This is a genomic window from Chitinophaga sp., assembly GCF_017745275.1.
In the GTDB taxonomy this organism is placed as follows: domain Bacteria; phylum Bacteroidota; class Bacteroidia; order Chitinophagales; family Chitinophagaceae; genus Chitinophaga.
On the sequence record NZ_JAGHZS010000003.1, the window covers coordinates 244,644 to 258,112 of the forward strand.

Genomic DNA, 13,469 nt, shown 5'->3' on the forward strand with positions numbered 1-13,469 from the left:
AACAATCCAGGTGGCTTCCTTTATTATTGGCAGGCTCCCGAAAAACTATAACGTACAGCCGTGAATGTTAGCCAGCCTGTTTTCTCATTATTTGCTATATTTCGTCAAATAAATTAGCGCAAATGGAAACTATCAATTGGCTGGATTTTGAAAAAGTAGAAATCAGAGTGGGTACTATACTGGAAGCTAATGACTTTCCCAAAGCCCGTAATCCTTCTTATCAACTCGTAATAGATTTCGGGACGGAGCTGGGAATTAAAAAATCTTCTGCTCAAATTACCAGCTTATATCAGAAAGAAGAGCTCATCGGAAAGCAAATTGTGGCAGTTGTGAACTTCCCGCCAAAACAAATTGCAAATTTTATGTCTGAGTGCCTTGTGCTGGGTGTAGTAGGCGATAATAAGGCGGTGGTATTGCTTCAGCCCGATAAGCCAGTGGTAAATGGGCAGCGTATAGCGTAGTAAAAATAAAGGGATATTATTTTAATATTGATTATCAATTAAATAAAAGTTGTTATTTTATCTAATTCTATTTTTTAATAATATTATTATTAAAATAATATAATAACACATTAACCATTATCACCAGTTCACGAACAATAATACATCGTTCACGGAAATGAAACATAAGACTAAATCCGGCGATATATCTTTGTTCTAGGTTTTTCATAGGATATGGTTAAAATTATTACAAGGGCGGTATTCTTACCACCCTTTTTTATTACTCTTCCAGCTTCACCGTCCAAAAATAGCTAAATAGGTGTTTGAACATCTATTACAATTGATAATCAATAAATTGTGTCAGAATAGTCGTATTTGAAGTTATCTTGAAGCGTTTTTTGCCTTCATACGTTCACCTTCTTTTTCCCTACGTTTACCGGATAAAATATATCATTCACTAGAATGCTCACTGCAGTATCGTAAAAAACGGTCACCTTTGGTATAGGTTTTTCAATAAAGATATGGTTAAAATTTTTCGGGGCTGTAGTCTTGCAGCCCTGTTTCTTTTTCTACACCTCCCGAATCATATCTTCTCCCTTTGTACACACATCAGTAATTATCTCCGCAAACTTATTTTTGTTGTTGGTATTAAACGACTTACGGCCCAACATACAGCATGTGCTGCAGGCGGGCCGTAATAATCATTTAAACGTTGTGAACGCTATTGCTGGAGTTGAGCAGGAAAGGGCTTACTCAGCAGGTTATTATAAATAAACCGGTAGGATTCGGCAGATGAATGCACATTTTTTAAACCTCCCCAGCCATGACGCTCTCCGGGATATAGCATAAATTCAAAATGTTTATTCAGGTTCTCCAGCTTGTCAATTAGCTGAATACAGTTCTGCATGTGTACGTTATCATCCATAGTGCCATGTACAATACGGATCAAACCTTTGTATTTATCAGCGTAGGTCATCACAGAAGTAGCTTTATAGCCATCCGGATTTTCAGCCGGCGTATCCATATATCGTTCGGTATAGTGGCTATCATATAACTGCCAGTCAGTTACGGCGAAATTGGCCATACCATGGGTAAACACATCCGCGCCATAAGTGAGGGCCATACAAGTCATGTAGCCGCCAAAGCTGCCGCCAGTCATACATATTTTGTTGCTATCCGCCCAGGGTTCTGCCCGTAGCATCATAGCAGCATCCATATAATCCTCAATTTCATGCTTGCCCAACTGGCGATGGATATAATTCATTCCCATTTTACCTAATTGACCGCTGCTACGGTTGTCTATCGCCACCTGGATTACGCCTTCCTGTGCCCACCATTGTTGGGTGTTGTTGTATTTCCAGGTGTCATATACCGTACCTGCATTAGGGCCACCGTAAATGCTGATCAGGATAGGGTATTTTTTACCTGGCTCCATATGCAGGGGCATCGTGATGGTATATGGTAACGTAAGACCGTCGCGGGTTTTGTATGTTTTGAGTTCCGTTTTGGCCAGGTTGTAATCATCAAAATGCTCCCCTTTGCTGTCGCCCAGTTCCCGGATCACTTTGCCGTTATTGTCCATCAGGGCCATTTTAGCCGGCGTTTGTAAATTGGAATAAGTGGTAATGAAGTACTTGCCACCAGGCGCTATTTTGATAGCGTTGGTATAATCGCCTTTGGTTAAACGGGTAATCACTCCCGTTTTCATGCTTACTTTATACAGGTCAAAACGGGTAGAAGCCTCTTTCCGCGCGGTGAAGTACACCAATTGGTTTTTATCATCTATCTGTAATACCTCTTTCACGGTCCAGTTGCCGGAAGTCAGCTGCTTTTTCAGAGAGCCGTTCATGTTATAGAGGTACAGGTGCGACCAGCCTGTTTTATCGCTCTGTAGCAGGAAGCCCTGGTTATTTTGTACAAAAGGCACCGCATCGAACCAATCGATCCAGGTTTTTTGCTTTTCATCGTAGATTTCTTTCTTAGCGCCGGTTTGTGGGTTGATGCTGTATATTTTCAGATTATCCTGTCCGCGGTTCATCCACTGCATCCACAATTGCTGGCTGTCGTCTGTCCAGAAAGGCATACCGAAGTACTGGTCGTCATTTTCGTTAAAATCGGCCCAGGTGGTAGCGCCACCAGAAACGGGTACTACGCCTACTTTCACAGTGGGGTTAGGATCACCGGCTTTAGGATAACGGGTGTTTTCCAGGTAGCCGTGCTGGCCTTTTTCACTGTAGATAGGGAATACCGGCACTTTGCTGTCGTTGAAGTGCATATAAGCAATCTTGCGACTGTCGGGGCTCCACCAGAAAGCGCGGTAACGGGTAGGTCTTCCCAGGATTTCTTCATAATATACCCAGGATGCCCAACCATTGTAGATAACATCGGAACCATCATTGGTATAACGGGTTTCCTTTTTGGTGGCTACTTCTACGCTATAGAGGTCATTGTTACGGGTGAATGCTACATATTTTCCATCCGGAGAAAGGGTAGGATTTTTTTCTTCTGCGGCATCATTGGTTAAACGTACGGAGTTGCCATCGGCGGCTTTGTAAAACACATCTTTTTCACGTACTTCTACACTGGGGCCGTCTACCGGTGCAGTATATATGGTGGCTTTGCCGGTACGGGCGTCTATTGCCCAGGCCTGCATACGGCCGTTAGCCGCATCAGGACGCATTTCCAGGTAATGTTCCGCATCGGTCCATTCCCGGATGGCGGGCAATGGTTTGGTAATACCGGTGTTTTTGCCTTTAAAGGCCTGTTCGAAAGTAATATCCTGCTTTTGTTGCGCATGCAAACAGGGGGCTGACAGCAGCAATAAGGCAATACTGCTGATGGTGGTTGGCTTAAACCATTGTTCGCTTCTCATAATTTGTAAAATCAGGTGGTTTTATCTTGTCGTTAGCGGGCGAAAATAAGCATAACTATAAAATACTCTTGACAATTTACACAAACGGGGTGCCCTGAAAAACCGGCTATTAGCCAAATGCCACCAATTATGAAAGATTTCCTGTCGCCTGGCAAATGTGGCTATAAATAGCAGTGGAAGCGGTTACCTTTAAAACGGTTTTCATAGGATATGGTCAAAAAATAAGAGGGCTGTAGTCTTACAGCCCTTTTTACTATTTTTGCACTCCAATAGGAATTACAACTTACTACATGACACAATTATCTGAGCAAGAGATTATACGCCGGGAAAAATTACAGGAGCTGCATAATTTAGGTATAGATCCCTACCCTGCAGCGGAGTACCCGGTTAATGATACTTCCGTTAATATAGTTTCCAAGTATTCGGAAGAAACGAAAGAGCAATTCCAGCAGGTATGTCTGGCAGGTCGCGTTATGGCCGTACGTGATATGGGTAAGGCAGCATTTGTCAAGATCCAGGATAGCGTAGGACGTATACAGGTATACATCCGCAGGGATGATATCTGCCCCGGCGAAGACAAATCTTTGTATGATGTTGTATTTAAGAAACTACTCGATCACGGCGACTTTATAGGTGTAAAAGGTTACGGTTTTATTACTAAAACCGGCGAAACCTCTATCCATGCCAAGGAAATTACCATCCTGGCCAAATCGCTGCGTCCATTACCAATGGTAAAAGAGAAGGAAGGAGAAGTATTTGATGAAGTAACCGATCCGGAATTCAAATACCGTCAGCGTTACGTAGACCTGGTGATCAACCCGGAAGTGAAAGAGGTGTTTATCAAACGCACCAAAATCATGCAAACCATCCGCGATTTCTACAATAACCTGGGCTACCTGGAAGTAGAAACGCCAATTCTTCAGCCAATTCCTGGTGGTGCTACCGCACGTCCGTTTGTAACGCATCACAATGCACTGGACATGCCACTCTACCTGCGTATAGCCAACGAATTATACCTGAAACGCCTGATCGTAGGCGGCTTTGAAGGAGTATATGAGTTCGCAAAAGACTTCCGTAATGAAGGAATGGACCGTACCCATAACCCGGAATTTACCGTAATGGAAATGTATGCCGCCTACAAAGATTATGAATGGATGATGCGTACTACCGAGTCGTTATTGGAAAAAATAGCCATTACCTTACACGGCACTACTGCTGTTCAGGTAGGCGATAAAACCATCGACTTCAAAGCGCCGTTCCGTCGTGTATCCATGTATGAAGCTATCCTGGAACATACCGGCATCGATATCGCCAATATGGACGAAGCCCAACTCCGCGATGTATGCAAACAATTAGGCATACACGTAGATCCTAAATTAGGAAAGGCGAAACTGATAGATGAAATTTTCGGTGAGAAATGCGAAGGCAACTATATTCAGCCTACTTTCATTACCGACTACCCTGTGGAAATGAGCCCGCTGACAAAGAAACATCGCAGCAAAGCCGGACTGGTAGAGCGTTTTGAATTAATGGTGAATGGTAAAGAAATAGCCAACGCCTATAGTGAGCTGAATGACCCGATTGACCAGCGTGAACGTTTCGAAGAACAGGTGCAACTCATGGAACGTGGCGATGATGAAGCCATGTACATTGACTACGACTTCTTACGCGCCCTGGAATACGGTATGCCGCCTACCTCTGGTATCGGTATCGGTATTGACCGCTTAACGATGCTGATGACGAACCAGCCATCTATCCAGGATGTGCTCTTCTTCCCACAGATGAAACCGGAGCAGCAGAAAGCATAAAGCAGAAAGCAGAAAGCATAAAGCTATTGTAGCGAATGATGAGAGCGAGTAATAAATTACCCAATTGCTCTCATCATTCGCTACAATAGCTTTATGCTTTATGCTTTCTGCTTTTAGCTCATTAAAAAAGTGGCATCAAATTTTCAGTAGGCGTTCATATACCAATGCACATCGTTAACTTTAAGTAGCACTTCACTGTATCTTAAAATTAGCCATATGAAAACAATCTTAGTACCCACTGATTTTTCGGATACCGCCTACAATGCAGCTATTTATGCGCTGTCACTCGCCAAAAACCTTGGCAGCACCCGTATTGTATTGTATCACGCATATGAGCTGATTGTTCCTGTTCCGGATATACCCACCATGATACCCATGGTAAACCCGGATGACCTGCAGGCCGCCAGCCAGGAAGGACTGGAGAAGATGAAGAAAGAATTACAAGACCTGGTACCTGCAGATGCTTCATTGGTAACACGGGCAGACAATACCCTGCTGGCTGCTACTATTGAAGAGGTGTGTAAGAACGAAGAAGTAGACCTGATTGTGATGGGAATTACCGGTGGTAGTAAGATGGAAGAAGTGCTGATTGGCTCTAATACCATAGACGTGGTAAAACATACCAGTTACCCGGTGCTGATTATCCCTGGTAATGCGAAGTATAAGCCAATTGAAAAAATAGTGTTTGCAGCAGATCTTCGTAAAGTAGCCGAAACTACGCCAGTAGAGCCGCTGAAAAAGTTACTGCATATCTTTAACGCAGAATTGCACGTGATCAATATCGATCATGAAAGCCGGCATTTCAGCACAGATACGCCTTTTGAAACATTAATGCTGGACACGCTGCTGGAAGATTTCCACCCGGTATATCATTTTATCGATAACCCGGATGTGGTAGAAGGAATTGTAGAATTTGCGGAAGAAAATAACGCAGACATCGTGCTCACCATCCCTAAAAAGCATGGATTATTTGAAAGCATTTTCAGGCGCAGCCGTACACTGAAACTGGCCTACAAAACACATATACCACTGTTGACATTACACGAATAATATATACTTTTGAAAGATATTAATATTTATAATAACACTATGCTTAAACGTTCATTATTAGTCCTGCTGGGCTTTTTTTGCCTGCAGGCCAGCCAGGCACAGTTCCTGAAAAAATTGGGCAAACAGTTGGAAACTGCTGCCAATCAAAATAACAGCACCAACACTAATTCTTCCGGCCCCTCTCTTGCCGGCTTAACAGAGTCTGATGCTGGTGGTGCTATCAAAGAAGCCCTGGCTAAAGGAGTGGCAGCAGGTATTGCCAAACTCAATAAAAAAGACGGATTTTTTGGTAGTGATGTATATAAATTATTGCTGCCACCAGACGCGGTGAAAATTGGGAACACCCTGCGTCAAATCGGGCTGGGGCCACAAGTAGATAAAGCAATTCTGCAAATCAACCGTTCTGCAGAAAAAGCAGTAGGATACGCAGCGCCCATCTTTGTATCTGCCATTAAGCAAATGACATTGACAGATGCATTGAACCTGGTAAAAGGTGGTCAAACTTCTGCTACTGACTTCTTCAAAAGCAAAACAACAGACTCGCTGAAAACAGCTTTCATGCCTGTTATTAAGAAAACGCTGGATAGCACTGCTGCTACCCGTTATTATTCAGATATCGTTAATAACTACAACAAGCTGCCTACTACTTTCAACAAAGTAAATCCGGATCTGCAGGACTACGTAACTACCATGGCCGTAAATGCCCTGTTTGACCAGATTGCGAAAGAAGAATTAGCGATTCGTGCTAATCCTGCCGCCAGAACTACTGATTTGTTGAAGAAGGTGTTTGGAGCGAAGTAGTATAAAGCAGAAAGCATAAAGCGAAAAGCATAAAGCTATTATAGCGAATGATTAGCGCGAGTATTGAAAGTACTTACCCGCTCTGTTCATTCGCTATAATAGCTTTATGCTTTTCGCTTTATGCTTTCTGCTCAATTTCTTACTATTGCCCCGCCGCCGTCAAAAGCACCTGCCAGGCGGCGCTTACTTTCCCTTCATCGAGTAATTTCCGGGCATAGCGATGTAACTCTTTATCCATTTCTTCCGGTGTAACACTGTAGTACTGGATAATATTTTTGAGATGGTCGTCATAAAAGGCGGCATCTATGGTTGGCATTTCATGTACATTGCCCAATTGTCCGAGGTGGTTGCCGGTAAGAATGGTACTGTTGCGGATGGTAGCAGGCAGCGCATCTACGCCGATACCTAGCTGGGTATTCGGCTTTGCTACTTCAAATACAGCATTGCCGGAGGCACGGCAGTAATAATCGCCGCCCATGCGTGCTACCAGGTCTATTTTATGTGGATCTATTTTACCTGCGGCATCAAGTATGTTTTCGTTGAGGTGTATCATTACCGGCTCACAGATAACCAGGTTGCCGGCTCCCCCCTCCTGTCCTGTTTCAATGATTTGTTTTACGATACACTCAAATTGCACAGGGCTTTCCTTTACGCGGAATGGTTTTACTTTTTCAGATGGCAGTGGCGTGAAGCCTGCTTTCTCAAATTCGTTGGTGCCCGTCGGGTACTCGCAACTGCTGAGCGAGGTTTGCTGTACCATCGCATAGTTTACTACATTGATCACCACTTCTTTGGTAGCATATACATTTTCCAGTGTATGCTTTACCGTATTATCGCGCACCCGGCGTGACGGTGAAAATATCAGGGTAGGCGGATTGGAGCCAAATACATTAAAGAAGCTGAAGGGCGACAAATTAGGTCGTCCATCTGCATCGATGGTACTGGCAAAGCAGATTGGACGCGGAGCAATGGCGCCCTGCAAATAGGCCTGCAACTCAACGGTTTTTAACTGAGACGGATCTATTTGCATGTTTATGCTTTTTTCTTGAGTGCCAGCAGGGAAAAGTCGGTGTCTTCTTTTACAATGGTATTGGTAAGTACGCCTAAACCGGTGATTTCCATTTCTACCACGTCGCCGGGTTGCAGCCATTGTTCAGTGTAATCCGGGTCATTCAGTTTGCCGGTGCCGTTCAGCTCCAGGAAACAGCCGGTGCCTACGGTACCGCTACCAATGATATCGCCGGGGAGGATATTTACGCCATAAGCGCAACGTTCAATGATTTCAGCAAAGGTCCAGTCCATATCGCCCATGTTACCTTCACTAACGGTGACACCGTTTACCTTACAGGTCATTTTCAGGTCGTAGTTATTGCCGGTATGATTAGGTTTGGCGGGTATTTTCAGCGATTCCAGTTCATCAGGAGTAACCAGCATTGGGCCTACTACGGTGCTGAAGTCTTTACCCTTGGCAGGTCCGAGGTTGAGTAGCATTTCTTCCATTTGGAGGGTACGTGCGCTCATATCGTTCATGATCATGTAGCCACCAATATAATCGTCTGCTTCTGCAGCAGTAACATTGCGGCCAGCTTTGCAGATAACCACTGCTACTTCCAGTTCAAAATCCAGTTTCTGGAAGTGATCCGGCATACAGTGGATATCGCCGGGGCCCTGTATGGCGTTATGATTGGTGAAATAGAAAATCGGGTACTGATCAAATTCCGGGATCATAGGCACCTTGCGGTTACGGCGTGCGGCCGCCACATGCTGACGAAAAGCGTATCCATCGCGGCAGGAAGTAGGAAATGGTACAGGAGACAGCAACTGCACACTTTCCACCGGAATACCGGTAGCACCACTGGGGTTCTTACCTGCTTTCAGCAGGGCATCTGCTTGTTTGGCAATGTCAATTACGTCTTCCCACATCATCAGGAACATGCCCATGTTATTTGGAAGATCCGGGAAAAGTTCCTGGGTATTGTATAACAGGCCATTTACCAGGATGGCTAACTGGTCTGTTTCCTCTCTTAAATAGCTTACTAGTTTCATGTGTTGGTAATTGTTCTGGTTGTATGATGGGCCAAATATAAGAATGGGCTTTAAATGGTTTAGCTATTTTTTTTCGTTCGGCCCTGTCTTTCCCAAAAGATCATAAAAAGGGTGTTACAGCCAGCTAATTGCTTTATATTTATAAACAGAACACCACGTATATGCGTTCCTGTTTGCTGATCTTGTTATGCTATAGCCATCTCTTTATTGTACAGGGGCAATCCCGTACAGATACGATGCTGCAAAATTTGTTGCAGCGGGAAGGCTCCCCGGTCCTGAAGCATATCTTGCAATATCCTGATTCATTCCGCTACCAGCTTATTTATACGCAGATTGACCGGGATGCGGATAATACCCCTCATTTTAAAAATTACTACCTGGACGTAGACGCCGGTAAGTATTACAATCCGGCCAGTACAGTGAAGTTGCCAATTGCTTTGCTGGCGTTGGAAAAGCTCCATGAGCTGAATATTCCGGGACTGACCGGGAATACGCCTATGCTGACAGACAGCGCCTGGCAGGGGCAGGAAAAAGTGTATACAGACAGCTCGGCGAAGAATTTGTTGCCATCTATCTACCACTACATCAAAAAGGTGTTCCTGATCAGCGATAACGATGCCTATAACCGCTTGTATGAGTTTGTGGGGCAACAACGGATTCATGAAAGATTATGGGCCATGGGGTACAAAAATGTGCGTATCGTGCGTCGTTTTATGCCGCTTACAGAAGAAGAAAACAGGCATACCAATCCCCTGCGTTTTGTGGAAAACGGGCGGCTCATTTATGCGCAGCCGGCCGCTTATGACACGCTGACGTTCGATTACAGCCACCAGGTAACCATCGGTCAGGGCTACCTGGACAAAAACGACCGGCTTGTATTTGCACCGATGGATTTTACGAAGCACAACAATTTTGCGTTAGGGGATTTACAGCGCATGCTGCAGTCTGTGTTGTTTCCCACATCTGTGGCTGCCTCTGCGCGGTTCCATCTCACAAAAGAAGACCAGCGGTTTTTATACCGTTATATGTCGCAATATCCATCGGAAACGTTATGGCCTAAGTATGATACCACCGAGTATTACAACAGCTTTACCAAGTTTTTTTTCTTTAAAGACGGGAAACAAAACATTCCATCTTATATACGTGTATTTAATAAGGCTGGCTGGTCTTACGGGTTCTTGACGGATGCGGCCTATGTGGTGGACTTCAGGCACAAAGTAGAGTTTATGCTGACAGGCAATATTTATGTGAACCGGGATGGTATTTTGAATGATAATAAATATGAATATGATGGAGATGGCTATCCATTTTTCAGAGAGATAGGCGAAATTATTTACAAATACGAATTGCAGCGTAAAAAAAAGTATTTACCTAATCTGCAGCGATTTAAGATCAATTATAAGGAAGAGGAGTAAGGGGATAGATAATATTTATAATCTTTTGGTATTGTATAATGCGGGAAATAATACATGAACGTTGTACTTTTGCTTTTTACCGACAGCCATATCTGAAATGTGTACCATTTTTGAGACTACTGCCGGGGTTTATCAGGAAGGTTTTTATTCATATCCCGTAACTACTCTCTAAAATTCGGTTATGAAGTTTGAAAAGATTAAGAACAAAGGACAGGCAAGATTATTTGAAAGCCAGTATCTGGAGATGCTGACCAAAACGCATCCATTGGTGATCTGGGGGCTGTATTTGCCCATTATTGGTTATATGCTTTACTATAGCCACAATACGTTAGGTTTTACACCGGGCACCGTATTCGGAATATTCATTGGGGCCATGGCTTTTTGGTCATTTTTTGAGTATATCATGCATCGGTTTATGTTTCACTTTGCCAGCGATAATCCTAAAGTGCAACGTTTTATTTACGTGATGCATGGTAATCACCATGAGTATCCGAGAGACAAGCAACGGTTGTTTATGCCTCCCGTACCCAGCCTGATACTCGCTTCCGTCATTTTTGGCGCGCAATATATCTTCCTGCGGCAAATCACTTTTATGTTTTTCCCCGGGTTTATCCTGGGATACCTGATTTATGGTAGCATGCACTACGCTATTCATGCGTGGAATCCACCATTCCGGTTTATGAAACCGCTGTGGCGCAACCATCACCTGCATCACTATAAAAGTGAAGACAAAGGTTTTGGGGTGAGTTCTTCCATATGGGATCGGGTATTTGGTACTTTCTTCGATTTGGACAAAGAGAAGGAAGACAAAGAAAAAGTAAAGGAGTTAACTTTTTAGCTTTTAGCCATTAGTTATTAGCTTTTAGCAAAAATGCAGCGGAGATTAATCTTCGCTGCATTTTTGCTAAAAGCTAATAGCTAACTGCTAAACGCGGATTTACCATCTTTCTTCGTCATCAGGTAAATTATCCTGTTTATACGTAGCCCTCGAGGCAATTTTTTGTAGTTGTCGTTCAATAATCAGTGCTGCAATTGACTTATACGGATCTGTAGCATTAGCCGCCGCGTTTTCCAGTATTTGTTTTACACGTTTTTCAGATACATCTGTGCGGTACAGCAAAAAGATAAACTGTTGAAAGTTTTCACTGATCAGTATTTCCAGCCTTTTAGCGAGTATCTCTTCCAGTAATTCGTAACTAACATTAACGGGCACACTTATTTCGAAGTTATCCTGCGCCCATGTAGCCGCTTCCTGCAGGTATAATACTGGCAATGCTGTCATTATTTCATTTGTTTGATTTTGTAAGAAGCGTTGGTCACTACTTTCACCGGCACTTTCAGGTCGTGCTTAATACGTTTGGCTTTGTTGGCTTTGTAGGTGTAGTCGCCGGACATATCCGTGTTTTGGACGCAGATGCTGGGAAGCCCGCTGCTACGCATAATCAGGTAGTTAGAAGATGTGGTACCTGAAATTTCTGCAGTAGCTTTAATACCATCATCGAGGGTGAGCAGTTGTACTTTGTCTGTTTTGATTTTATTGGTACCACCCACTTTAGCGGTTTGAGCGTCCCAGGTTTGCAGGTTCCAGTAAAGATCAACACTGCCTACCAGGCCTCCCCGTAAAGGCACATTTTCTTCCCATTGCGTTCCTGTTTTAATGCCGTGAGCAGGATACATGATGAGTAGTTGTTCCAGCCAGCTTTGGAACGCGGAAGTACCAAACTGGTCTTTCATCAGTTTTTTATAAGCTTCCTGTTCATCTTTTTTCAGATCATTGAAAACGTTGCTGGCGTTATCGAGGATATTATCCAGTCCTTCTACTTTATTAATGATGCCGGTAGTTTGTATTTCAACAGTAAAGGGTTGATTCAATACTTTCGCAAGCCCGGCCTGGAAAGGTTCGTCGGCTTTGGCTACTTTGGCATCTACGAAGATGTTTTGATTTTTAGCGTTGAAATTGAATTTCAAATCTTTGTATCGGAAGGTGAGGGTGGTTTTGCCGGGTTGTACATCCGTTACATCTATGGTAATGATATTGTTGTAGTCGCGGGTAGTGCGTTGTACAATGTCGTTGACTGTCATATAGGTTTCACTCCTGCTTTTCTGTTCCAGCTCAAACAGTTCTCCTTTATGGAAGGTATAGTTGAGGGCTACATACTCCTGTGCATTGGCGGAAAAGGCCAGTGTTACTACCATTACAATCAGTCCCGAAATTCTTTTCATTACCATTTTTTATTTGATCAAACATATTTTTCAATTACGCCCAATCCAAATAAGGCAAAATCGTACCTGGCAGGATCGTCAGGGTCGAGTTTTCTTAGTTGGTGAGTGAGGGCGGCGGCTGTTTTCCAATCAGCTTTTGCTTCTGTTATCAGGCCCAGTCTGGCTGCTACCCTACTTACGTGTACATCCATCGGGCAAACCAGTTGTGCCGGTGATATGTGTTGCCAAAGCCCAAAATCCACGCCATTTTCATCTTGCCTTACCATCCAGCGCAAATACATGTTCAATCGTTTGCAGGCAGAGTTCTTAGCCGGTGTGGCAATATGTTTTTCTGTTCTCTGCGGATGTTCCAGCGAAAAAAATACTTTCCGGAATCCCGTCAGTGCTTTTTCCACATTATCATCCTGTGGGCTGAGATGTGCACTGAAAGCAAATTCCAGCGATGTTACATTGGTATAATAATGCTGGAGAAACTCTACAAAGTATAGCAAATCCAGGCCGTTGAACGTACGGTGACAAAATGAAAATAATTTCATCCGGTCTTTTGGCTGATGATGACGGATATAATCATACGGTGAATTATCCATCATGTTCATCAGTTCCGTGCATTTGTTGATAATACTGGTCCGGTTTCCCCAGGCCAGTATGGCCGCAAAAAGACCGGATATTTCAATATCCTGCAATACACTGAAACGGTGCGGTATGCAAACGGGGTCATTTGCTATAAAGTCCGTGTGGTTGTAATACGCGGCCTTTGCATCCAAAAACTCCCTTAGTTTCTCGATTTTCATAAGTTAAATCACGTGTATCACCG

12 protein-coding genes are annotated in these 13,469 nt (G+C 43.6%); 6 read left to right on the forward strand and 6 right to left on the reverse strand.

The window, feature by feature from the left end:
* Positions 1 to 122: 122 nt before the first annotated feature.
* Positions 123 to 461: a tRNA-binding protein gene (locus J7623_RS10495; protein ID WP_291919933.1), complete on the forward strand. Its 339-nt coding sequence runs from the start codon at positions 123 to 125 to the stop codon at positions 459 to 461.
* 700 nt (positions 462 to 1,161) lie between these two features.
* On the opposite strand, the gene J7623_RS10500 is transcribed toward J7623_RS10495, so the two are convergent.
* Positions 1,162 to 3,312 carry a S9 family peptidase gene (locus tag J7623_RS10500; protein WP_291919935.1) on the reverse strand — a complete coding sequence of 717 codons (2,151 nt, stop codon included), beginning with the start codon at positions 3,310 to 3,312 and terminating at the stop codon, positions 1,162 to 1,164.
* Between the two features lie 290 nt (positions 3,313 to 3,602).
* On the opposite strand from J7623_RS10500, the gene lysS reads away from it, so the two are divergent.
* The 3 genes from lysS (at position 3,603) to J7623_RS10515 (ending at position 6,971) form a co-directional block, all read left to right on the forward strand.
* Entirely contained in the window at positions 3,603 to 5,120 is a 1,518-nt protein-coding gene (lysS, locus tag J7623_RS10505) for a lysine--tRNA ligase (RefSeq protein WP_291919937.1), read from the forward strand.
* A gap of 216 nt (positions 5,121 to 5,336) precedes the next feature.
* The gene (locus J7623_RS10510) at positions 5,337 to 6,170 is read left to right on the forward strand and encodes a universal stress protein (RefSeq protein WP_291919939.1); all 834 of its coding nucleotides are present in this window, start codon (positions 5,337 to 5,339) and stop codon (positions 6,168 to 6,170) included.
* 39 nt (positions 6,171 to 6,209) lie between these two features.
* Positions 6,210 to 6,971, forward strand: a complete 762-nt coding sequence (locus tag J7623_RS10515; RefSeq protein ID WP_291919941.1) for a DUF4197 domain-containing protein — start codon at positions 6,210 to 6,212, stop codon at positions 6,969 to 6,971.
* 142 nt (positions 6,972 to 7,113) lie between these two features.
* On the opposite strand, the gene J7623_RS10520 is transcribed toward J7623_RS10515, so the two are convergent.
* Both J7623_RS10520 and J7623_RS10525 read right to left on the reverse strand, forming a co-directional pair.
* Complete coding sequence (locus J7623_RS10520) at positions 7,114 to 8,001, reverse strand: flavin reductase family protein (RefSeq protein WP_291919943.1); 888 nt, start codon at positions 7,999 to 8,001, stop codon at positions 7,114 to 7,116.
* Between the two features lie 2 nt (positions 8,002 to 8,003).
* The gene (locus J7623_RS10525; protein ID WP_291919945.1) at positions 8,004 to 9,017 is read right to left on the reverse strand and encodes a fumarylacetoacetate hydrolase family protein; all 1,014 of its coding nucleotides are present in this window, start codon (positions 9,015 to 9,017) and stop codon (positions 8,004 to 8,006) included.
* 161 nt (positions 9,018 to 9,178) lie between these two features.
* Between J7623_RS10525 and J7623_RS10530 the strand changes: the two genes are divergently transcribed.
* Entirely contained in the window at positions 9,179 to 10,432 is a 1,254-nt protein-coding gene (locus J7623_RS10530) for a serine hydrolase (RefSeq protein ID WP_291919946.1), read from the forward strand.
* Between the two features lie 181 nt (positions 10,433 to 10,613).
* Entirely contained in the window at positions 10,614 to 11,270 is a 657-nt protein-coding gene (locus J7623_RS10535) for a sterol desaturase family protein (protein ID WP_291919947.1), read from the forward strand.
* Between the two features lie 99 nt (positions 11,271 to 11,369).
* Here the strand turns inward: J7623_RS10535 and J7623_RS10540 are convergent, their stop codons facing one another.
* From J7623_RS10540 to J7623_RS10550, 3 genes are read right to left on the reverse strand one after another with little or no spacing between them, the layout of a single operon-like run.
* Positions 11,370 to 11,714, reverse strand: a complete 345-nt coding sequence (locus J7623_RS10540) for a hypothetical protein (protein ID WP_291919949.1) — start codon at positions 11,712 to 11,714, stop codon at positions 11,370 to 11,372.
* Positions 11,714 to 12,655, reverse strand: a complete 942-nt coding sequence (locus tag J7623_RS10545; protein WP_291919950.1) for a DUF6263 family protein — start codon at positions 12,653 to 12,655, stop codon at positions 11,714 to 11,716. The genes J7623_RS10540 and J7623_RS10545 overlap by 1 nt, the downstream gene beginning before the upstream one ends.
* A gap of 17 nt (positions 12,656 to 12,672) precedes the next feature.
* Complete coding sequence (locus tag J7623_RS10550) at positions 12,673 to 13,446, reverse strand: TIGR02757 family protein (RefSeq protein WP_291919952.1); 774 nt, start codon at positions 13,444 to 13,446, stop codon at positions 12,673 to 12,675.
* Between the last annotated feature and the right edge of the window lie 23 nt (positions 13,447 to 13,469).